General features: G+C 62.4%; 20 protein-coding genes. 8 read left to right on the top strand and 12 right to left on the bottom strand.

The window, feature by feature from the left end:
* Complete coding sequence (locus M0D69_RS02140) at positions 1 to 1,098, bottom strand: ABC transporter ATP-binding protein (RefSeq protein WP_301780439.1); 1,098 nt, start codon at positions 1,096 to 1,098, stop codon at positions 1 to 3.
* 128 nt (positions 1,099 to 1,226) lie between these two features.
* On the opposite strand from M0D69_RS02140, the gene M0D69_RS02135 reads away from it, so the two are divergent.
* Complete coding sequence (locus tag M0D69_RS02135) at positions 1,227 to 2,780, top strand: PLP-dependent aminotransferase family protein (RefSeq protein ID WP_301780438.1); 1,554 nt, start codon at positions 1,227 to 1,229, stop codon at positions 2,778 to 2,780.
* Positions 2,781 to 2,892: 112 nt separating this feature from the next.
* Complete coding sequence (locus tag M0D69_RS02130) at positions 2,893 to 4,317, top strand: NYN domain-containing protein (RefSeq protein ID WP_301780437.1); 1,425 nt, start codon at positions 2,893 to 2,895, stop codon at positions 4,315 to 4,317.
* Between the two features lie 99 nt (positions 4,318 to 4,416).
* Here the strand turns inward: M0D69_RS02130 and M0D69_RS02125 are convergent, their stop codons facing one another.
* The 3 genes from M0D69_RS02125 to M0D69_RS02115 are packed head-to-tail and all read right to left on the bottom strand — an operon-like array spanning position 4,417 to position 7,429.
* Entirely contained in the window at positions 4,417 to 4,725 is a 309-nt protein-coding gene (locus M0D69_RS02125; protein WP_301780436.1) for a hypothetical protein, read from the bottom strand.
* 1 nt (position 4,726) lies between these two features.
* Positions 4,727 to 6,091: an acyclic terpene utilization AtuA family protein gene (locus tag M0D69_RS02120; RefSeq protein ID WP_301780435.1), complete on the bottom strand. Its 1,365-nt coding sequence runs from the start codon at positions 6,089 to 6,091 to the stop codon at positions 4,727 to 4,729.
* Between the two features lie 33 nt (positions 6,092 to 6,124).
* Entirely contained in the window at positions 6,125 to 7,429 is a 1,305-nt protein-coding gene (locus M0D69_RS02115) for a CitMHS family transporter (RefSeq protein WP_301780434.1), read from the bottom strand.
* A gap of 113 nt (positions 7,430 to 7,542) precedes the next feature.
* On the opposite strand from M0D69_RS02115, the gene M0D69_RS02110 reads away from it, so the two are divergent.
* The gene (locus M0D69_RS02110; RefSeq protein WP_301780433.1) at positions 7,543 to 8,442 is read left to right on the top strand and encodes a LysR family transcriptional regulator; all 900 of its coding nucleotides are present in this window, start codon (positions 7,543 to 7,545) and stop codon (positions 8,440 to 8,442) included.
* 28 nt (positions 8,443 to 8,470) lie between these two features.
* Here the strand turns inward: M0D69_RS02110 and M0D69_RS02105 are convergent, their stop codons facing one another.
* The 5 genes from M0D69_RS02105 to M0D69_RS02085 are packed head-to-tail and all read right to left on the bottom strand — an operon-like array spanning position 8,471 to position 14,212.
* Entirely contained in the window at positions 8,471 to 9,823 is a 1,353-nt protein-coding gene (locus M0D69_RS02105) for a 2-hydroxycarboxylate transporter family protein (RefSeq protein ID WP_301780432.1), read from the bottom strand.
* 39 nt (positions 9,824 to 9,862) lie between these two features.
* On the bottom strand, positions 9,863 to 11,233 hold the full coding sequence (locus M0D69_RS02100) for a short-chain fatty acid transporter (RefSeq protein WP_301780431.1): 1,371 nt from the start codon (positions 11,231 to 11,233) through the stop codon (positions 9,863 to 9,865).
* Between the two features lie 47 nt (positions 11,234 to 11,280).
* Positions 11,281 to 12,102 carry an amidohydrolase gene (locus tag M0D69_RS02095; protein ID WP_301780430.1) on the bottom strand — a complete coding sequence of 274 codons (822 nt, stop codon included), beginning with the start codon at positions 12,100 to 12,102 and terminating at the stop codon, positions 11,281 to 11,283.
* Positions 12,103 to 12,119: 17 nt separating this feature from the next.
* Positions 12,120 to 13,322 (bottom strand): CaiB/BaiF CoA-transferase family protein, encoded by a 1,203-nt coding sequence (locus M0D69_RS02090; protein WP_301780429.1) that lies wholly within the window; start codon positions 13,320 to 13,322, stop codon positions 12,120 to 12,122.
* Positions 13,319 to 14,212, bottom strand: coding sequence for a CoA ester lyase (locus M0D69_RS02085; RefSeq protein WP_301780428.1), 894 nt, complete (start codon positions 14,210 to 14,212; stop codon positions 13,319 to 13,321). Before M0D69_RS02085 ends, M0D69_RS02090 begins: the two co-directional genes overlap by 4 nt.
* Positions 14,213 to 14,287: 75 nt before the next feature.
* On the opposite strand from M0D69_RS02085, the gene M0D69_RS02080 reads away from it, so the two are divergent.
* The gene (locus M0D69_RS02080; RefSeq protein ID WP_301780427.1) at positions 14,288 to 15,166 is read left to right on the top strand and encodes a LysR family transcriptional regulator; all 879 of its coding nucleotides are present in this window, start codon (positions 14,288 to 14,290) and stop codon (positions 15,164 to 15,166) included.
* Positions 15,167 to 15,308: 142 nt separating this feature from the next.
* Here the strand turns inward: M0D69_RS02080 and M0D69_RS02075 are convergent, their stop codons facing one another.
* Complete coding sequence (locus tag M0D69_RS02075) at positions 15,309 to 15,599, bottom strand: hypothetical protein (protein WP_301780426.1); 291 nt, start codon at positions 15,597 to 15,599, stop codon at positions 15,309 to 15,311.
* A gap of 104 nt (positions 15,600 to 15,703) precedes the next feature.
* Positions 15,704 to 17,425, bottom strand: coding sequence for a ubiquinone-dependent pyruvate dehydrogenase (gene poxB / locus M0D69_RS02070; RefSeq protein WP_301780425.1), 1,722 nt, complete (start codon positions 17,423 to 17,425; stop codon positions 15,704 to 15,706).
* Positions 17,426 to 17,718: 293 nt separating this feature from the next.
* Between poxB and M0D69_RS02065 the strand changes: the two genes are divergently transcribed.
* The 3 genes from M0D69_RS02065 to M0D69_RS02055 all read left to right on the top strand — a co-directional run bounded on the left by M0D69_RS02065 (position 17,719) and on the right by M0D69_RS02055 (position 19,751).
* A complete protein-coding gene (locus M0D69_RS02065; RefSeq protein ID WP_301780424.1) occupies positions 17,719 to 18,432 on the top strand; it encodes a pseudouridine synthase in 714 nt (237 codons plus the stop codon).
* Between the two features lie 155 nt (positions 18,433 to 18,587).
* Entirely contained in the window at positions 18,588 to 19,466 is an 879-nt protein-coding gene (locus M0D69_RS02060; protein ID WP_301780423.1) for an alpha/beta hydrolase, read from the top strand.
* Between the two features lie 108 nt (positions 19,467 to 19,574).
* Positions 19,575 to 19,751 carry a hypothetical protein gene (locus tag M0D69_RS02055; protein WP_301780422.1) on the top strand — a complete coding sequence of 59 codons (177 nt, stop codon included), beginning with the start codon at positions 19,575 to 19,577 and terminating at the stop codon, positions 19,749 to 19,751.
* On the opposite strand, the gene M0D69_RS02050 is transcribed toward M0D69_RS02055, so the two are convergent.
* The gene (locus M0D69_RS02050; RefSeq protein WP_301780421.1) at positions 19,717 to 20,829 is read right to left on the bottom strand and encodes an NAD-dependent epimerase/dehydratase family protein; all 1,113 of its coding nucleotides are present in this window, start codon (positions 20,827 to 20,829) and stop codon (positions 19,717 to 19,719) included. The genes M0D69_RS02055 and M0D69_RS02050 overlap by 35 nt on opposite strands.
* Positions 20,830 to 20,889: 60 nt before the next feature.
* Between M0D69_RS02050 and M0D69_RS02045 the strand changes: the two genes are divergently transcribed.
* Positions 20,890 to 21,921: a CDP-6-deoxy-delta-3,4-glucoseen reductase gene (locus tag M0D69_RS02045; RefSeq protein ID WP_301780420.1), complete on the top strand. Its 1,032-nt coding sequence runs from the start codon at positions 20,890 to 20,892 to the stop codon at positions 21,919 to 21,921.
* Positions 21,922 to 22,116: the final 195 nt, after the last annotated feature.

Here is a 22,116-nt window from a genome sequence, read left to right as displayed (position 1 = left end):
TCAGGCTCCGGCGAACACGCGCAGATGCTCAGGCGCAAACTCGAGCGCGACCGGAACGCCTGGCGCAAAGGTATTAAGCGCTTGAGTGCCGAGCGGCACCTTGACAAAGCACTCGTCCTGTTCCGGCAAGCCACATCGCATGCGCACGTGGTCACCGAAATAGATCAGCCCGAGCGCCTCGCCCGCCAGCGTGTTGGTACCGGCCCGCGATGCGCCGGCCGCAAGCTTCATGCGTTCGGGCCGGATGCACGCCACCGCCGGCGTACCCGCGCGCGCGCCGCCGATGTTGCGGCCCGTGAGGCGCGTGCCATCGATCAGATGAAACTCACAATAGTCTCCGTCGACGTCCGCCACCGTACCGCGCAACTTGTTGCTGTCGCCGATGAAGTTCGCGACGAACTCATTGCAGGGCGATTCGTACAGCCGGTCAACAGTGTCGAGCTGCTGCACGATGCCCTTGTCGAACACGGCAACGCGGTCCGACATGGTCAGCGCCTCGCCCTGATCGTGCGTCACGTAGACAAACGTCACGCCGAGTTTTTCGTGCAGTGATTTAAGTTCATACTGCATATGCTCGCGCAACTGCTTGTCGAGCGCGCCGAGCGGCTCATCCATCAAGACCAGCTTGGGTTCGAACACAAGCGCACGCGCCAGCGCGATCCGCTGTTGCTGGCCGCCCGACAACTGCGCCGGATAGCGCTTTGCGAAGCTCTCCATGCGCACCATCTTGAGCGCGTTATCGACGCGGTACGCACGCTCTTCAGCCGACAGCTTTCGCACGGTCAACGGATACGCAACGTTCTGCTCGACAGTCAGATGCGGAAACAGCGCGTAGTTCTGGAACACCATGCCGATGTTCCGCTTGTGCGGCGGCACCGTATTGAGCAGCGTCCCGTCGAGCCAGATCTCGCCGCCTGTCGGGAACTCGAAGCCCGCCAGCATCATCAGGCAGGTGGTCTTGCCGGAACCGGATGGCCCGAGCAGGGTAAGGAATTCCCCTTGGTAGATGTCCAGATCGAGTTGCTTGACGACGAGGGTCTCACCGTCATAGGTCTTGCGCACACCTCGAAAGCTGACGATCACGTCTTCGGTCTTCATGGTCCAAGTCTCCTTCGCCATCCCGGCTGGCTCCCTCCGAACAGGGGAAGCGCATCAAATGTGTGAACCACTATAGCCGCTTACGGTTCTACAATAGGGAACCATTTCATTATTCTGGATAGAACCACTTGGACACAGTCATCTTGTCGGACTGGCTCTCCGCGCGGCTTGACCGGGCTGCAGCCGAACCCTCCTACCGGCAGGTGCTGCGGCTGATGCAGCAGGCGATCCTGACCGGCCAGTTGCCTCCCGGCACCAAGTTGCCCAGTTCACGAACGCTCGCAGGCGACCTGCTCATTGCCCGCAACACGGTACTGCGCGTGTACGACCAGTTGACGGCCGAAGGCTACGTGATCTCGACCATGGGCAGCGGCACTTATGTCGCCGATACGCGGCCCGACAGCGTGGCGGTCAACGCACGCCGGGCATCGCCGGCTAGTGGTTCTATCGACAAAGGCGCGCCCACTCCCATCCGGCGCGAACACGGCGACCTGTCGTCGCGCGGCCGCCGCCTGATCGGTCAGGCAGGCGTGTCGCCCAAGCAGTGGGGCGCGTTCATGCCGGGCGTGCCCGATGTCGCCGAGTTTCCGGCGCGCACATGGAGCCGCCTGCAGGCAAAGCTGTGGAAAGAAGCCAATCCCGATCTGCTGACCTATGCGCCAGGCGGCGGCTATCGGCCCCTGCGGCGCGCCTTGTCGGATTACCTGCGCGTCGCGCGCTCAGTGAACTGTACGCCCGATCAGATCATCATTACCACCGGAATCCATCAGTCGATCGATCTCGCGGTGCGTCTCCTGACCGATGTCGGCGACCGCGCATGGGTCGAGGAACCGTGCTACTGGGGCGCGCGCAGCGTGCTGCAGTCCTCAGGGATCAAACTCGTGCCGGTGCCGGTCGACGACGAAGGGCTCAACCCGCGCGAACAGGATCTGCAAAACCCGCCGCGGCTCGCGCTAGTCACACCGTCCCATCAATACCCGCTCGGCATGGTGATGAGCCTCGCGCGCCGCCGCACGTTGCTCGAGTACGCGCGCCAGCACAAGGTGTGGATCATCGAGGATGACTACGACAGCGAGTTCCGCTACGGCAGTCATCCGCTTGCGTCGCTGCAGGGTCTCGACGAAGCGGGTCAGGTGATCTACGTCGGCAGTCTGGGAAAGATGCTGTTTCCGGGCCTGCGTATCGGCTACATGATCGCGCCGGAACATCTGGTCGATACGTTCCGGACCGGTGTCGCGGAGCTGTACCGTGAAGGTCAGTTGATGCAGCAGGCAGTGATGACGGATTTCATCATGGACGGCCACCTCACCTCGCATGTGCGCCGCATGCGTGCGCTGTACGGCGAGCGCCGGCAAATCCTGATCGATGCGATCACGGCACGCTTTGGCAATGAACTGCCGGTGATGGGCGACGAGGCGGGACTGCACCTCGTGCTTGGCCTGCCCGATCATGCGAACGACCGCGAGGTGGCGGCGGCCGCTTACGATGCCGGCGTGATCGTGCGGGCACTGGCGGCGTACTACAGCGGCGAGACTCCGGCCCGTCGCGGCCTGCTGCTCGGGTATGCGTGCGTTCCCAATGCCCAGATCGGCCCGGCTTTTGACACGCTGGCAAGGGTGATCGAGCAAACAGCGCTAGGAGCGTCGACGCGCACGACCGGTCAACGAAGACACGCTACATGATCATCCGGACGGGCTGCCGGCTGCTACGCAAATCAAAGCCCGCCGCACAAACAGATATCATGTGCGCTCGTTAATACTGCCGTGCACACCCGGCATTCCTGCTGGAGTTTCTATGGCCTCATCCCCTGATAGCGTCAGCATGGCGTTGTTTTGCGACTTCGAAAACGTCGCCCTCGGCGTGCGCGACGCGAAATACGACAAGTTCGACATCATGCCGGTGCTCGAACGGCTGCTGCTCAAAGGCAGCATCGTGGTGAAAAAGGCTTATTGCGACTGGGATCGCTACAAAGGTTTTAAAGCGGCCATGCACGAAGCCAGTTTCGAGCTGATCGAAATTCCGCACGTGCGTCAGTCGGGCAAGAATTCGGCGGACATCCGGCTCGTCGTCGATGCCCTCGATCTCTGCTACACGAAATCGCACGTCGATACCTTCGTGATCATCAGCGGCGATTCGGACTTCTCGCCGCTCGTGTCGAAGCTGCGCGAGAACGCGAAGAAGGTGATCGGCGTGGGCGTGAAAAACTCGACCTCCGATCTGCTCGTCGCGAACTGCGATGAATTCATTTTCTACGACGACCTCGTGCGCGAGCAGCAACGCGCGATCGCCAAACGGGAAGCACGCGAGGCACGGGATTCCCGGGATGCGAACGCGGCGGCGGCGTCGGCTTCTTCGCCCAGGCGTACGTCCGATGACGACCGGCAGCCGAAGCAGGAACTCGAAAACCGCAAGGCCAAAGCCATCGCCATCGCGGTGGAAACCTTCGACGATCTCGCCTCGGAGCGAGGCGAAAGTGGCAAGATCTGGGCATCGGTGCTCAAGAGCGCAATCAAGCGACGCAAGCCTGATTTCAACGAGTCGTACTACGGCTTCCGCGCGTTCGGCAATCTGCTCGAGGAAGCGCAATTGCGTGGTCTGCTCGAAGTGGGGCGCGACGAAAAATCGGGTGCGTTTGTGTATCGGACGCAATCGACTAGCAGTACGGAAACGGTCCGGGAAATTGAACCGCCCGTGGTGCAACGGGAAGCGCGGCCGCAGCCGAAATCGGGCGGCGAGAAGAATCGAAGGAAAGGCCGCAATGTACGGCAACCCGCGCCCGAACCGGTGCTCTTCGAAGAGACTCATGAAAGTCACGAAGTGCGTTCTGAAGTTCTGCCCGACGAACCGTATTTTGAACGAGCGCCGGTATTTGTTGAAGAACCGGCCGCAGTTGAAGAACCGGTGATCGCTGCGATGCCAGTGATTCAGGAGCTCGAGGACGAAGCGCTCGCGCGGCTGAGTGAAGTGCGCGAAGCGCCACAACCGAAGCGCGGGGCGGCGCGGCGAGGACGTCAGGTCGCCGCGAAGAAAGTTGCCGCGAAGGCGCCGCAAGAGCGGCATGAGGAGCAAGCTGCGGTTGCAGTTTCAGCCGAACCTGCTGATAGCACGGAGCAGGAAACAGCGGCGCCCGCTGCAAAGAAGGCCTCTGCAAGGGCACCGCGTAAAACGGCTCCGCGTAGCCGCCGACCGCGGAAAACTGCGGCAGCGAGCGAAGAGTAAGGTTTTAAAAACATCGCCGCCGCATAGCCGCGACGGCGATGTTCGGATCGTTCGCGCCGATGAGCTACGACGATCCCAAGCCTCAGCATCGGGCGATCCTCAAGGCTCCGGAATCTCCAGATCCATCAACGCTGAACTCAGCGATTTCCCATGTGCGTCTAGCGCGAGCGATCGCGTCACGCCACCACCCAGTGCACGCCCGAGCACAAAATTCATCGCCGATATTCCCGGTAGTTCGAAGCGTGTCACCTCACCCTTCACGACATCGCTTAGATGCGCTTTCACGCGCTCCGGCGTGACGTGCGCGAGCAGATGATCGTAGTGCCGCGCGTGGTAACAGATCACCGATACATTCAGCGTATTGCCCTTGTCGCCGGTTCGGGAATGGGCCAGTTGACGTAGTTTCATCTCAAGCCTCCACCATGTCGAACGATGGCCGCGCGAGTTCCCGCGGCAACAAAACCGACTGCACCGCGATCACTTCGCGCGCCGTCTTCGTCACCCCGCCGCCGCCTGCCGGACCATTTGTATAGAGCGTCTCGACTTCGTTGCCGATACGAACCGCCTCTGCCATTGAATTCGTTCGCCCCGCTATGCGAACGCGGACTTCGTACGGTTCCGCGTGACGCCCGCCGGGCGTCGCGCCGTGCAGTGAATCGATGCCAATCAGATCGAAGCGCAGTTCGCTCGCCGAAACGCCCGTTATCGCCAGCCGCTCACGCACGATCTCGAGCGCCAGCTTCGCCCGCGCGACCGCACCCGGACCGCCATAAGAAATCTGCCCCTCGCCGATGAACCCATCCACGTAGGCGACCGTTACCTTCAACGTCCCGGTGCGCAATGTCCCGCGCCCGCCGCTCACACGTACCCGATCCGCAGCTTCTTCCACCACGCGGACTTGCGTGAAGTCGGCAACGACATCGGGCTGGAGATATCTGCGAGGATCGTGGATCTCGTACAGGAGTTGCTCTTTGCACGTGGCCTCTGTCACGCGGCCGCCCGCATGTGCGACCTTGGTAATCGTGACGGAACCATCGGCTTCAACTTCGCCGATCGGAAAGCCGAGGCGCGCGAGCATCGGCACGTCCTTGAAGCCGGGATCGGCGAAATAACCACCCGTGATCTGTCCGGCGCATTCGAGTAGATGTCCCACCACCGTCGCTTGACCAAGCGTGTTCCAATCGTCCATCGCCCAGCCGAACGCATGGATCAGCGGTGCGGTGAAAAGCGATGGATCGGCCGCGCGGCCGGTGAGCACGACATCGGCGCCAGTCTGCAGTGCATCGACAATCGGCGCTGCGCCCAGATACGCATTCGCGGACACGAGCTTGCTGTCGTAGTCCGCCACGCTATCGCCGGATTCCTCGAATCGATACGTTCCTTGCCTGACGACATCGAGTACATCGTCGCCACTGACGGCCGCAATTTTCAGGCCGTTCAAACCCAGATCTTTAGCTATCGATGCCGTCTTGCGCGCCGCCGCCAGCGGGTTTGCCGCGCCCATGTTCGAGATGATCCGCACGCCGTTACGTACGGCCGCAGGCAGCACCGCGCGCATTCTGGCGTCGAGCAGCGGGTCATAACCCAGTTCCGGATTCCCCCGCCGCGCCTGTTGCGCAAGCGCGATGGTGCGCTCGGCCAGGCACTCGAACACGAGATAGTCGAGCGCGCCATGTTCGGCCAGTTCGACCGCGGGTTCAATGCGATCGCCCGAGTAACCCGCACCCGCGCCGATCCGGACGCGGCCTTCTTTAGTTGCAGCAATCATGCTCATTCCTTGCGTTCAAGAACGCGTACAAAACCGCGCTCAAAGAGGAAATATCCCCATCACCACAGACGCGATCGTCATCACGATCGATGCGCCGAACAACAGCGGAAACGTGAATTTCTGATGATCGGCGAGATCGATGCCGGTCAATCCGACAACGAGAAACGTCGCGGGTGTGAGCGGGCTCACCGGAAACCCCGTCGTCATCTGGCCGAGCAATGCGGCCTGCCCGACATGCACGGCGGGCACGCCAAGCTGCCCCGCCACTTCCGCAATCACGGGCAGCACGCCGAAGTAAAACGAGTCGGGATCGAAGAGCATGCTGAGCGGCATCGACAGGAAACCGAGCACGACGGGAATATGCGTAGCCATCGATGGCGGCACGAAACCGACCGCCGCCTGCGCCATCGCCTTGAGCATGCCGCTGCCTTGCATCACGCCGGTGAACACGCCCGCTGCGAGCAGAATGCCGGCCATCATCAACGCGGCGCGCGCGTGGGCATCGACACGCTGGCGCTGCATATCCACGTTCGGATAGTTGACGAGCAACGCGATGCACAACCCGACCATGAACATGATCGCCGGCGGAATCTTCTCGCCCATCACCACCATCGTGCCGAGCACCACCAGCGTCAGCACGATGTTGAACCAGAAATTCTTCGGGCGGCGCAGCGCCTTTTGTTCATCGGTGAGTTCGCGTTGCGGCATCGGGACGTCACCATCGGCGACCGAATAACCTAGCCGTTTTTCTTCGCGCCGCCCAAGCCACCAGGACACGCCGAACACGAATACGAGGCCCACGATCTGCACCGGAATCAGCGGATTAAACAGCGCGGATATCGGCAGATGCAGCGACGCCGATGCGCGGATCATCGGCCCGGTCCATGGCAAGAAGTTGATGCCCGCTGCCATCGATGCCGCCGCGGCCAGCACGCGCCGGTCCATCTTGAGGCGATCGTAAAGCGGCAGCATCGCGGGGATGGTCACGAGAAAACAGACCGCGCCCGAACCGTCGAGGTGAATCAGCAACGCGAGCAGCGTCGTGCCCATCACGATGCGCGTCGGCCGCGTGCCGACCGTACGCAGGATGCGATCGATGATCGGATCGAGCGTACCGGCATCGGTGATCGTGCCGAAGTACAGGATCGCGAACACGAACATGCCGACGACAGGCGCAAGGCTCTTCAGCCCGTCGATGACAAACTTGCTGGTCTGCAGCCCGAAGCCGCCGATCAGCGACGCCGCTATCGGCACGATGATCAGCGCGACCAGCGGCGACATTCGTTTGGAAAGGATCGCCGCAAGCAGGACGACGATAGTGGCAAGGCCGAGCAATGGCAGCACGATGTTTGTCTCCGATCTTGTTTTTTATTAGATCCAAGCGTAATTTCGAGACGTCAATAAAACAATTGAAATGATTTGATGGCAGCAATCACGTTTCGTAATAGTCGAAAACCATGGATCTGAATCTCCGCGACATCCGTGCGTTCATCGCCGTGGCGCAGGCGGGCAGTTTCACGCGCGCGGCTGTGCGCCTGCATCTGTCGCAACCTGCGTTGACGGTGCAGATCCGGCGTCTTGAAGAAACCCTCGGCGCGCGGTTATTCGACCGCAATAGCCGCAGCGTCGCGTTGACGCCTGTTGGGCGCGACCTGCTGCCGGTCCTGCAAAAGTCGCTCGGCGACATGGAGCAGGTTCTCCACGACGCCCGCGCGCTCAGCGACGGTTCCACTGGCACGGTGCGGCTCGCGTGCCTGCCGTCGTTCGCCGCGAGTTTGCTGCCCGATCTGATCCAGGAATTCAGGCGCGAGTTGCCGCACGTATCGTTTCAGATCCGCGATGTGGTCGCGAGCGTGGTCAATGCGCTGGTGCGTAACGAGGACGTGGACGTGGGCCTGACCGGCGGGGAGCTCACCGATGCATCGCTGGAAGTGCTGCACGCCGGCGAGGACCGGTTGTGCGTCGTGTGCCCGCAAGGGCATCCGCTGACGGCGGAGCGGCGGATCGGCTTGGCGGAGATCGTGCGCTATCCGCTGGTGCTGACCGCAGCGGGGACCAGCGTGCGAGCTGTCGTGGACGCCGCTCTCGAGGACGCAGGTTGCGCGCCCGTGCCCACCTGCGAGCCGACCTACATGATGACCGCGGTCGCGATGGTGCGAGCCGGGCTCGGCGTGACCATCCTGCCGCGCTCGGCGCGCGAAGTGCGAGCGGAGCCAAGTCTGGTGACGCGGGTTATCGATGAACCGGGGTTCGTGCGGTCCATCGCGCTCGTGAAAAAGCGCGGACGGACGTTGCCGCCCGTGACGGAGGCGTTTGTTGGCGTGATCGTAAAGGGACTGAGCCAGCGCGGAGAATGAAGGCGCGTGCGTTACCGCAGCTAAGCGTTCAGCGCATATAAGCGAACACCGCCAGCGCGGCCATCACCGTGATCGCCCCGCCGATACGCGTCGCGATCTGCGCAAACGGCATCAGCTCCATGCGATTGCCCGCCGTCAGGATTGCGACATCGCCCGTGCCGCCAAGGCCGCTGTGGGTTGCGTTGACCATCGCCGCTTCCACCGGATGCATGCCCATCAGCCGGCCCACGCCGAAGCCCGTCACCACCAGCGTCTGCACCGTCACCACGGCCGTCACGATATTGGCCCAGTGAAACGCCGTGACGATCTCACCCCAAGGCGTCATGGCGACGCTGATCGCGAACATCAGCGGGTAAGTGACGGCGGTGGAAAAGAACGAATACATGAACCGCGCGCCGCCGCGCACGCGGGGCGACACCGCTTGCAGCAACTGCGCGGCGACGACCAGCAGCAGCATGACCACCGGCGCGGGCCAGCCGAACCATTGATGACTCAACTGCCCGACCAGATACAGAGCGATCGCGGTGGCGCCTGCTGCGGCGACTGAGCTGACATCGAATTCAAACGATACCGGTGCCGCCGGCGATGCCTCTGCTTGCGAACGATCGCCACTGCGCGTCAGTTGGCCGTTGCCGGTCCAGGCCGGCTTCCTCGTACCGACATAGTTCAGGAAACCCGCGCAGCAAATAGCCGCAATGTTGCCGAGCATGACCGCGGACAACACCTGCGCGAATAGCGGTCCCTGCTCCACGCCGAGCGTTTGCGCGTAACCCATCGACAGCGGCAATGCGCCTTCACCCACGCCACCCGCCATGATCGGCACGACCACAAAAAACAACGTGTGTTTCGCACCTAAACCGAGCACCGCGCCCACCCCCGTGCCTACGAGCGCTGCCGCCAGCGAACCGGCGCACACCGGCACGAAGATCTTCACGAAGCCTTTGATCAGCGTCTGCCGATCCATGCTGAGCACGCTGCCCACAATGATCGCGGCGATAAAGAGGTAGAGAAAATTGGTGCTCTTCGTGAACGATGTCACCGCCTTGACAACACTTGCCGGCATCAGGTGGTAGTAGATCAGCGCCGAGGGCAGGAAGGCGGCGAAGATCGACGTCGCGCCAATGTGGCGGATCCACGGAATGCGCCGCGCAAGTTCGGCGCACGTAAAACCGCCGACGGCGACCAGCGCGATGCCAGTCGGCAGATCGGCGTCGAGTTTGCCGCGGGCGGCCATCGCGGCGAGCACCAGCAGCAGCACGATATAAACCGGCAAGGGCAACACGCCAATACGGACATCGAATATGACCCACCAGCGCTCTCTCCAGACCGCAGCGCTTGCCCGCGCCGTGGCGGGGGCATTGCGTGTTTCAGACGTCTCCATTCAAGCCTCCATGGCTTCGTTTTTATGTCGTGCGAACGCTTAGATCAGCAACAGCAAGGCCGCGCCGTACACCACGGCGCCGAGCAGGAAGGTCATGACCGTGAAGCCGAGCACACGCTGCACGCCGACGCCCGCCATCGCCACGACCGGTGCGGCCCAGAACGGCTGCAGCATGTTGGACACTTGTTCGCCCATTGCGACTGCCATCGTCGTGCCGGGCACCGATGCATGCAACGCAACCGCCGCCGGCACCACGAACGGGCCCTGCACCGCCCAGTGCCCGCCGCCCGACGGCACAAGGAAGGTCACCAGCAACGAACACACGTAGCTCCAGAACGGCAGCGTGTGCGCGTTCGAAATTGCGATGAAGAAATGCGACAGCACGTCGGGCAAACCGGTCGCATCCATGATCCCCATGATGCCGCCGTAAAGCGGGTACTGAAGCATCATCGACCCGGTCTGGCGCGCGGCGTTCTTGATGGCATCGGCGTAAGCAAGCGGGTAACCGTGCAGTATCACGCCCGCTATGAACATCACGAAGATCACCGCATTCACGCCGCTGAAGCTCGTCTTGTGGATCCACGCGATCGCGAGGAACGACACGCCCGCCGCGCCGATAAACACGCTGCCCACCCACGAATACTCAAGCCACTTTGCCGGCGTAAGTTTGCCCGCAGGACGGGTCTTGGCGGGCGGATCGGGATTCTTGTCGAGATCGAGTACGACGATGTCTTCATCGGCGGGCTTGAGGAAAGCGAGCACGATCGGCGTGGCGACCAGCATCACGATCGTCGGCACCAGATTGAACGCGGTGAACACAGTGCTGCTGAACGGCAGCACCTGCCCAGTCAGCTTTTCGACGACGTTCATCGCGCTGCCGTGCGTCGCCTGGGCCAGCGCGATCGAGCTCGAGATGCCGCTCGCCCACACCACCCAGCCGGAGAACCCGGCCGCCACGATCCAGGCGAAGTCGACGCGCATGCGCTTCGCGACTTCGCGTGCGAGCAGCGCCGCGACCACGAGCCCGAAACCCCAGTTGAAAAACGACGCAGCCGCCACCGACACAAAAGTGAGCGTCGCTGCCTGAACCGGCGTGCGAGCGATGGAAACGACCGCGCGAAAAAGCCGCTGCACAGGCGGCGCGTGCGCAAACGCGTGGCCGGTAACGAGTATCAGCGTGATCTGGAATGCAAAAGTAAGGATGTCGAAGAAACCCTTGTACCAGCCGCCGACAATCCCCATGAACGATGCGTGCGGCGCAAACAATGCGGACACCACCGCAACAAACGCAGTGATCAGGATCGCGAGGACGAACGGGTCGGGAATGACGCGCTCGAAGAGATCGATGGTCGCGTTGGTGAAACGCGTTTTACCGCCACCACCCGTTGGTGAAGCGCTCGCCGGTTTCATGTCAGTCTCCTTGTGGTTGTTGTTGGTTGTTTTAACGTGCGGCGGAGTCAGAAATCATAGAGCGTCGCGGGGTTATCGACGAGAATGGCTTGGCGTTGCGCGGGGTTTTCCACCCAGTGCGCAAGCAACTCGAACAGCGCGGCATCGTCGGGTTTGGCTGTTTCCGTCGTGTGCGGCCAGTCGCTTCCCCATACCAGCCGCTCAGGCGCTGCATTGACCCAGGCGCGCGCAGTGCGGTCCATATCGCTATAGCGTTGCGCTTCGCCCACGCGCGAATCGAGATACGGACCCGACAACTTCAGCCACGCGCGGCCACTGTCCAGCAGCGCGCGCACAATGCTGAACGCCGGATGGTCGATACCCTCCGGGACAGGCAAACGCGCGAGGTGATCGAAGACAATCCTGGACGGCAGGCGTTTCAGCAATGCCTCATGGTCGACAATCTGCGCGGCGGTCCAGTGCAACTGAACATGCCAGCCGAGTTCGTTCACCCGCTGCGAGAGCGACTCCACCATCTCGAAGCCAACCACCGCCTGCGCCGGCGTGTACAGTGTGAAACGAATCCCACGGATACCGCCCGCATGCAGCGTGACCAGTTCTGCGTCGATGACGTCGGGCCGCAACACAGCCACACCACGCGTGCGCTCGGCGCCGAGTTGCTGGATCGCGTCGAGTGTCACGCGGTTGTCGACGCCATAGATGCGCGGCGTCACGACCACCGTACGCGTCGTGCCAATGCGCGCCTGGAACTCGCGGCGATAAACCTCTGCGGTAGCATCGTTCACCATCGTGCCGCTGTGCGGAAAGCGGGCATCGAAAACGTGCATGTGGGCATCGCAGGCAAGCGGCGGCGGGGTGATCGTGGGCATGAGTTGTCTCCGCTTTTTTATTCAATCACGCGCTTCGCCCGGCGCGCTTCGATGTCCTCACGCGACACTCCTTGTTCGCTCAGCACCTGCTCCGAATCCTGGCCGAACGTGGGCGCGGCAAAAGGCTCGGGACCGGGCGTGCGGCCGAACCGGATCGCGCGCTTGAGGCCCCGATATCGCCCCACCACCGGATGCTCGTACGTCGCGATCATGTCTTCAGCCAGCACCTGCGGGTCGTCGAACATGTCTTCGATCGTACGCGCCGCCGCGCACGGCACCTCTTCGCCGAACAGTGCTTCCCATTCCCGCGCGCTCTTCGCCTGCAACGCGGCGTGGAGCTGCGGCACGATCTCATCGACGTGAAGCGCGCGTTTCCTCACGGTATCGAAACGCGGGTCGGCGGCTAGCGCATCGAGGCCCGTCTTGCGGCACAGCGCCTGCCAGAAATGCGGTGTATTGGCCGAGATGTAGAGATGACCCTCGCGGGTCGGATGAATACCGGTGATGCCGCCCGAGCGCATGTCGCGGCCGACTTCGCGGGGTTCGCTGTCGGCCCAGACGAGACGCGCCGACTGCATGGCGAGCGCGCTGCGCAACAGCGACACGCCGACGTATTGCCCTTCGCCGCTGCGCTCGCGCTCGAACAGCGCGGAAGCCACGCCGCCGGCCACCAGCGCCGCCGCATAGTAATCCACCACCGATCCATACAGCACTTCGGGCGGGCCGCCGCTCTTGCCTTGCATCGCGCACATGCCCGTCATGGTTTGCAGCACCTGGTCGTAACCGGCCTTGTCCTTGAGCGGCCCGGTTTCTCCATACCCTGTCACGGCGCAGTAAATGAGCCGGGGGTTGAGCAGCTTCAGTTGCTCATAATCGATACCCAGCCGCACCGGCACGCTCGGCCGGAAGTTGTGCACGAGCACGTCGGCGGATGCGACCAGCGCCTTCAGCGCGGCAAGTCCCTCGGGTTGTTTCAGGTCGAGCGCGAGGCCGAGCTTGCTGCGGTTCACGCCGAGAAACGCGCGGCTTTCGCTCTCGAGCGTCGATGGATATTTGCGGAGGTTGTCGCCAGCGGGCGGCTCGATCTTGATGACTTCGGCACCCTGGTCGGCGAGCAGACTACAACCATAAGGCCCGGCAATATACGCGCTCAAGTCGAGCACGCGGATGCCGCTCAACGGACCACGCGCGCCATCGGGTCTGCGGGATGATGCACTCATGGCTGCGCCCCCCGGTCTCGCTTCAAAGCCGCCTGCGCCACGATCGCCCGCGCCCGCGCGACAAACGGGCCATCGATCATCTTGCCATCGACCACATATGCGCCCCGGCCTGTTGTGTCGGCTTCGGCCGCCGCTTCGACCACCCGTTGCGCGTGAGCGATTTCATCGGGCGTCGGCTGGAATATTTCATTGGCGAGCGCGATCTGGCTCGGATGAATGCAACTCTTGCCTATAAACCCAAGACTGCGAGCCAGCCGCGCCTCAGCCTGGAACCCAGCCTGGTCGCGGATATCGGCGAACGCCGAGTCGTAGGCGAACACGCACGCCTCGCCTGCCGCCATGCTGAGCGCGAACATCGCCTGCTGGATCGCGGCGTTCTCCCGCCGCGCAATGCCAAGCGGCTCGAACAAGTCGCCCAGCCCAAGCTGCAAGCCTTTCACGCGAGGATGCGCGCTGGCCAGTTCAAACGCGCGCCGCAACGCGCCCGGCGATTCGATATTCAGCAGCAAGCCGATCGGCTCCGACACGCCATTAGCACGTTCGGCGGCATCGAGCGCAATCGCAGCTGCCCGTACATCGTCGGCATTGCGCGGTTTCGGCAAATTGATCAGGTTGACGCCCGTCTGCACGACAGCGGCAAGATCGGCTTCGAAATGAGGTGAATCGATGGCATTCACTCGCACGATCAGCGTCTTGCCACCGAACCGGTCCGAAGCATTCAGGGCGTCTGAGGACTGCAGCAGGAAGTCGCGAAGATGCGCTCGCGCTTCAGGCTTGCGCGCCTCGGATACAGCATCTTCGAGATCGAAAGAAAGGGCGTCTGCCTCGCTCGCCAAGGCTTTGGCGAACAGTTCGGGCCGCGAGGCCGGAACGAATAGTTTGCTTTTCATGCCGCCAGTCTAGTCATCGGCACAATGAAGATAAAGCGATAGAATGTGCCTTCAAAATCAACTAAAAGTATCTTCATGGAGACGTCGTTCCTGACCAGCTTCCTGCTGGTCGTCGATACCGGTTCAATGGCGGAAGCCGCCCGCCGCCTAGACCTGACGCCCGCCGCGGTGGCGCAGCAGATCCGTGCGCTCGAACGCGAGTTCGGCGCGCCGCTGCTGGCACGTGCGGGACGGACGGTGTCGGTCACGCCGGCAGGCAGTCGCATAGTGGCCCAATCGCGAGGTTTGCTGCGCGAGCTCGCCGACCTGAAAATCCTCGCCAACAACGAATACGCGACCGGTGAACTCAGGCTCGGCACGATCAATACGGCGTTGCATAGCTTGCTGCCGGACATCCTCGCGCGTTTCGTCACCGCTCATCCGCAGGTGAAGGTGTTCATCCAGTCGGGGACATCGACGGAATTGTATGAAGCATTGCAACAAGGCGACGTCGATGCCGCCGTCTGCACGCATCCCGCCTTCGCCATGCCGAAAACCTTCGTGTGGGAATTGTTGCGCGAGGAACCGCTGGTGGTGATCGCGCCGCAGCGGCTCGCGAAGCATGATGCGCATGACCTGCTCGCGCGCGAGCCATTGATCCGCTACGACCGGTCGCTGGCCGGCGGCAAGGAGGCTGAGCGGTATCTGAGGCGCGTCGGCATCGTGCCGAACGAGCGTTTCGAGCTGAGTTCGCTCGCAGCCATCGCGATGATGGTGGATTGCGGGCTGGGAGTGTCTCTTGCCCCCGATGTCGCCTCGCCGATGACGAGCGCATTGCGCATCGCCCGGCTCAGCTTGCCGATGGAATCGGAGCCGCGCCGCTTCGGCGTGCTCTGGAAACGGGCGTCGGTGCGTGACCGGCTGATCCGCGGCCTGGTGGATTGCGCGCTGCAGTGCGTGCGCGGCGAGATGTAATGTGATGTGATGAATACGCGCGGGACGAGGCGCACTTAACGTTCTGCCGCCCAAAAACAATTCGGCGGCACGCTTGCACGTGCCGCCGCATCCCGCGCACGAAGCTTGTCGCCCCGCGCGCCTTGCTGCCAGGCTGAGCCGCTTACTGCGGTGCGCCCTTATCGTTCGTGCCCATGGCCGACGCGGCTGCTGCAGCCGAGGCGCCCTTCAGGTGCGATGCCTTGTCTTGCTGATGCAACGTCGTGCCGCCCGTTTCCGATGCTGCTTTCTTATGATGTTTGAAGTGCGGCAGGTGCGGCTTCGGTTGCGTGGGGCTTACAGCAGGCTTGCTGGTGTCCGTCTTCGAACCGCCGCCACCCGACTGAGCCATTGCTGCGCCCGCGAACGCGAAAGCGAGCGCGCCAACCATTGCAATTTGCGAGAACTTCTTCATTTGCCAAATCTCCCTGGAGTGATGAATCGATTGCAGCATCGCATTGTTGTTCGAAATGCTGAGAATTTCAACGAATTCAGCACATTCCTATCGACAGCGGATTCCTATCGAAAATTGGTTTTCGCCAATTCAACGATTTCGTCGCCGCGACCGTTCAGGATCGCGCGCAGCATGTAAAGGCTGAATCCCTTCGCCTGCGCCAGTTCCACTTTTGGCGGCATGGCCAGCTCGTGCCTGGATGTCACCACGTCCACGAGCGCCGGCCCGGGGTAAGCCAAGGCCTTTTGCAGCGCCTCGGCAATATCCTCGGATTCCTCCACCCGGATGCTGAAAATGCCCGCGCCATGGGCAATGGCCGCGAAGTCGGTTTTCGCGAGATCGACGTTGGTATCCAGATAACCGGCGGCCTTCAGCTCCATCGAAACGAAGCCGAGCAGACTGTTGTTATAAACCACCACTTTGATCGGCAAATCGAGCTGGCGGGCGCTGAGCAAGTCGCCAAGCAGCATCGATAGCCCGCCGTCGCCCGACAGCGAGATCACCTGACGCCCCGGATTCGCGCCCTGCGCGCCTAGCGCTTGCGGCATCGCGTTCGCCATGGAACCGTGGTTGAACGAGCCGTGAAGCTGGCGCTTGCCGTTCATCGTGAGGTAACGGGCGGCCCAGACCGTCGGCGTGCCGACATCGGCGGTAAAAATGGCGTCTTCGGCGGCGGCTTCGTCGATCAGCCGGGTCAGATACTGCGGATGAATCGGCCTGCCCGGACCCGACGGCGTGGCGAGTTCGTCGAGCCCTTTTCTCGCCGATGCATAGTGCTTGCGGGCGGTATCGATGAAGTTGCGGCCCGCCTTGCGCGTGAGCTTCGGCAGGACCGCTGAGACCGTCTCCTTGACCGTGCCGACTAGCCCCAGCGCGAGCGGCGCGCGCGAGCCCAGCTTCGAGCCGCGCCAGTCGATCTGGATGATCCTGGCATCGGTGGGATAGAACGGCCGGTAGGGGAAATCGCAGCCGAGCAGGAGCAGCGTGTCGCACGACATCATCGCGTGATAGCCGGAACTGAAGCCGATCAGACCCGTCATGCCGACGTCATACGGATTGTCCCATTCGATGAACTGCTTGCCGCGCATCGCGTGGACGACCGGTGCGCCGAGCACGTCGGCGAGCGCCACCACTTCGTCGTGCGCGCCCGCGGTGCCGCTGCCGCACATCAGCGTCACCGCTTCCGACTCGTTCAGCATGGCCGCGAGCCGGTCGATATCGATGTCCGAGGGCAGGATGGTCGACGGCCCCGTTGCGGACCAGCTCGGCAATTCGGCAGGCGCTTCGCTCAACGCAACGTCACCGGGCAGCACGATGACCGCGACGCCGCGCTCTTCGATCGCCGTGCGCATCGCGCGGGCGAGCACGCGGGGAAACTGAGCGGCGCTCGACACCAGTTCGACGTAATGGCTGCATTCCTTGAAGAGCGCGGTCGGATGGGTCTCCTGAAAGTAGCCCAAGCCGATCTCCGACGACGGGATATGCGCCGCGATCGCCAACACCGGTTGCTGGTTCCGGTGACAGTCGTACAAACCGTTGATGAGGTGCAGGTTGCCCGGGCCGCAACTGCCGGCGCACACCGCAAGCTTTCCGGTCGATGCCGCGTCGGCGCCTGCCGCGAACGCGGCGACTTCCTCGTGGCGGGTATGCATCCACCGGATCGAGCCGACCTCGTCAAGGCTGTAGGCGAGTCCGTTCAGGCTGTCGCCGGTGACGCCCCAGATACGTTCGACGCCTGCTGCCGCCAGGGTTTTTGCCAAAAATTCCGCAACCGTGTTTCGTGCCATGTCCTGCTCCTTGGGTGAAAAGAGGAATCGGAGTGGTCGATCGGATGCCGGGTTATCGGCGCCCTTTCGTCATACGTGTGCAATGGCTTAAAGCGAAAAGCATAAACGCGATGCCGAGGGTCAATGATGAAAAAACCTTAATCGACCTGCTTTACGAATGGCCGACATCGGGGCTCCGGACCGGCAAGTACACGATGCCAAAGCGGCCGCACGAGACGGAAGCGGAGGCTCAAGCGCACCGGTTGCTAGAATGTGCGCCCGTCCTCCTCTCTGCCTGAGCCAAGAACCGCCCGATGGATCTCGAACGCATTCTCTTCACGCAGGGCTTCGGCTCACGCCGCCAATGCCGCGCGCTGGTAGCGGATGAGCGCGTGTCCATCGCCGGCTCGCCCTGCACTGATCCAGCGACGGAAATTACGCCCGATGCGCTCCCCTCGTTCGAGTTTCAAGTCGATGGCGCCACGTGGCGCTATCGGGAAAAAGCCTATCTGGTACTCAACAAGCCTCCGGGCTACGAGTGCTCACGCGATCCGCAGCATCATCTGAGCGTCTTTCACCTCTTGCCGCCGCAGTTGACCGAGCGCGGCGTGCAATGTGTAGGCCGTCTCGATCAGGACACGACCGGCCTTCTGCTCCTCTCCGATGACGGCGCGTTCGTGCATGCGTTCACGTCGCCGAAACGCAAGGTGCCGAAGGTTTATCTCGCGACCACGCGCCATCCTCTCGACGACGCCCAGCTCTCGGCACTGCGCGAGGGCGTCTTGCTGCACGGCGAAGCGCAGCCCATTACGGCCGTCGGCGCCAAGCAGCGCGATGAACATGTGCTCGAGCTTTCGGTGCTCGAAGGCAAGTATCACCAAGTGAAACGGATGGTCGCGGCGGCGGGAAACCGGGTGGAGAAGTTGCATCGGGAGCGCATCGGCGGTTTTGGTCTGCCTGAGGATCTGGACGAAGGTCAGTGGCGATGGCTCGACGATGCAGACCTGGCCATGTTGCGGCAAAGCTGACTGGCTTGCGTGGCCACACGAGCGCGCTTCCGATGTCATTCGTGCGACAGCGAGCGGAGCCACAACCGCGCAGGGTTTAACGTCGTACCAAAGCGCGCTGCATCCATCCGGGCGCTTCAAGCGTAGAACGTGGCATCCATTGCTTTTCGACACCTATGCCCGCACAACAAAAACGCCGCATCGTGACATTCGGTCTTGCCAGTCTGGGCGCAGCGGCACTCGCCGCCTGCAGCCCCGTCAAACTTTTGAACGCCACGATTCCGTCGGCCGGCTACCGAAAGACGCTGGGTATCGCGTACGGAAGCGATCCGCGTCAGGCACTCGATGTCTACGTTCCCACCGCGCCCGTTGTACGTGGTGAGACGCGGCCGGTTGTCGTGTTCTTTTACGGCGGAAGCTGGCAGAACGGGGATCGTGGCAATTATCTGTTTGTTGCGCAGGCGTTGACCTCACGTGGGTACGTGGCGGTGATGCCGGACTACCGCACCTATCCGGAAACGGCGTTCCCGGGTTTTGTCGATGACGCCGCGGCCGCCGTTCGCTGGACTCGCGATCACGCGCATGAATTCGGCGGTGATCCGGCGCGGCTCTTTGTAATGGGGCATTCGGCGGGTGCGCATCTCGCTGCGCTAATCGCCACCGATCCGCGTTATCTCGCTTCGCAATCGATGTCGAAAGCCGACTTGCGCGGCGTGATCGGTTTAGCTGGACCCTATGATTTCCTGCCGATCAAGGACCGCACGCTGCTCGATGTATTTCCGGCGAGTACGCGCGCCGAGAGCCAGCCGATCAATTTCGTCACCGGCCACGAGCCGCCTATGTTCCTTGCCGCCGGCACCGACGATCACGTAGTCGATCCAGGCAACACCGACCGGTTAGCGGCGGTTTTGCGGCAACACGGCGACCGGGTGGAAGTGAAACACTACGACGGCGTGGGCCATATCCGAATAGTGTCGGCACTCGCCGTTACGCTGCGCGGGCACTCGACGGTGCTCGCCGATGTATCGGAATTTATCGATTCGTTCGCACTGTAGAACAATTTCGCCACCGCCCGGGAAAACCCCTGTGCGATGCAGCATGTCTTTCTTACGACGTAAAACTATACTCATTACACGACTATTAAAAGAAGCAGGAGGGCCATCATGGCCACTCACATGACCATTGCAATGATTGCGTTCGTGGCGATCAGCGTGTTGTTTATCGCTGGATTGCTCGTGACAATGCATCTGCGTCACCGCTATCAACCCAACCTGATCGGTGCGCTAATCGGGGCTTTGCTGTGCTTCATCCTGCTGGAGACGCTGCCGGTATTGATGTGACGGCTGGATCAATCTGCGCCTCGCGCAAGAAGTCGTCGATGCTCGGATAGCGCAGCGTATAACGCATTTCGTTTCGCAGCCGGGTGTTCTGCAGACGTCGCGATTCACGCATGAACGAGAGCATCATCGGCTCGAGCTGCGCCTCCGCTTGCTCACGTGAAACGCGGGGGGCGCGCGGCAAACCGAACGCATCGGCGATACGGTCGAAATACTCGCCCATGCGCAATTCGCTGTCGTCCGATGCATGCACCACACGCTGCGGCCGCGCCCGCCGGATCGCGAGCACGAGAATGGCCGCAAGATCGTCGGCGTGGATATGGTTGGTGTAGACATCGTCGGCGGGCGCCAGAGCAGGCGTCCCCTTTTGCAGTCTTGCGAGCGGCAGCCGGTTGCCGGCGTAAATGCCGGGAATCCGCACAATCGATGCGTTCAACACGCCGCGTCGCGTGGCCCGGCGCAATTGCGTTTCCGCCGATACCCGCCGTTTCGCACGCGCGTTGTCCGGCCGCACCGGCCGAGTTTCATCGATCCACGCCCCGCCACAATCGCCATAAACCCCGGAGGTGCTCGCGTAAACCACGCGTATCGGCCACTTGCGCGCGGCGGCGCCCGAAACCCGGTCGGGTACAATAGGCGCTCTTTTTATGGCTTTAGCGCGCGTATTCGCGCCCGCTGGCTTGCTGCTCTTGAAGGTCGCGCGAAACCATCCGCGCCACGCTCGCTGACGGGCAACCGCGCCGGTCGCAGCGCGCGCAACAGACCGTCGCGGCGCGCTCAAAGCGGCAATCAGCGCGCGGGTCCTGGTGTCGTCGTCGCCGGCTTTCTGGGGCGGCGCCAGATGCAGCACGGTCGATGCGAGACCGGCCAGCCGTCGCAAACTGCGGCGCTCGTCCAGGTCGCCGATCAACGGTGTCGTGCCGGCTGCGCGCAGTTCGGTCATGCGCGCGGGCTGGCTTGAAAGTGCGATCACGCGAGGCGCGGCGGCACGGAGTGCGAGAAGCGGCACGCAACGCAGGCCGACATCGCCGCAACCGGCAATCAGCACACGTGCGCGGCGTAGTTTTCGAGTGGCGATCATGCTGTCGATTGTAGCCGCGACAGCTTTGGCATTTGTTTCACCCCAACTCATCCAGGATCTATGGCTTTCAACGTTACGCTCCGGCAAAGCGGCCGGCAGTTCCAAGTAGAACCCGACGAAGCGGTGCTGCTCGCCGCATTGCGCCAGGGCATCGGGCTTCCCTACGGCTGCAAGAACGGAGCCTGTGGATCATGCAAAGGCACGGTCGTCTCCGGCGAAGTCGAGCAGGCGCCGCATTCGTCGTCGGCGTTGTCCAACGACGAAAAAACCCGCGGCATGGCATTGCTCTGCTGCGCGACGGCCAAGGGCGATCTGGTCGTCGACGTGCGCGAAGTGGCAGGCGTCGGCGATATCCAGGTGAAGAAGCTGCCTTGCCGCGTGAACGCGCTGGAACGCAAGGCGGCCGACGTTGTGGAATTGAGGCTGCAATTGCCTGCCAACGAACGGCTGCAGTACCTGGCCGGACAGTACATCGAATTCATCCTGAAAGACGGCAAGCGCCGCAGCTATTCGATGGCAAGCCCGCCGCATCACGAAGGCCCGATCGAGCTGCACGTTCGCCATATGCCCGGCGGCACGTTCACGGACCACGTGTTCGGCGCCATGAAAGAGCGCGACATCCTGCGCTTCGAAGGCCCGCTCGGCACCTTCTTCCTGCGCGAAGATTCGGAGAAGCCAATCGTGCTGCTCGCGTCCGGCACCGGCTTTGCGCCGATCAAGGCGATTATCGAACATGCGGTGTTCAAGAACCTGAACCGGCCGATGACGCTCTATTGGGGCGGCCGCCGCAAACAAGATCTGTACATGATGGATCTCGCCGAACAATGGGCGAAGGACGTGCCCAACTTCTCGTTCGTGCCGGTGTTGTCGGAACCCGATGCAAGCGACGCGTGGACGGGGCGCACGGGCTTTGTTCATCGTGCTGTCATTGAAGATCTGCCAGACTTGAGCGCGTATCAGGTGTACGCGTGCGGCGCGCCAGTGATGGTGGAATCCGCCCAGCGCGATTTCACGAGCCATCACCGCTTGCCTGACGACGAGTTCTACGCCGACTCGTTCACCAGCGCGGCAGATCTCGCCAATCCGGTTTAGCCGCGATTTAGCCGATGAGTGTGGCGGCTCGACAAAAATCGGGCCGCCATGGTTTACACGCAGGAACTTCGTGTCGTATTCTTCGCGAATGCTCAAAATTTACGCCACTCTTCGACGTCGCAGCTCGTCGCTTCCCTAGGGATGCCGCTGGCTGGTCAGGGATTGGCGCTTGAGTTTTCGAATCAGCGCACACTT

This window comes from Caballeronia sp. SEWSISQ10-4 2, from assembly GCF_030464885.1.
Lineage (GTDB): Bacteria > Pseudomonadota > Gammaproteobacteria > Burkholderiales > Burkholderiaceae > Caballeronia.
The sequence above is the reverse complement of the archived record's forward strand: the minus strand, read 5'-3'. Positions and strand labels throughout refer to the sequence as shown.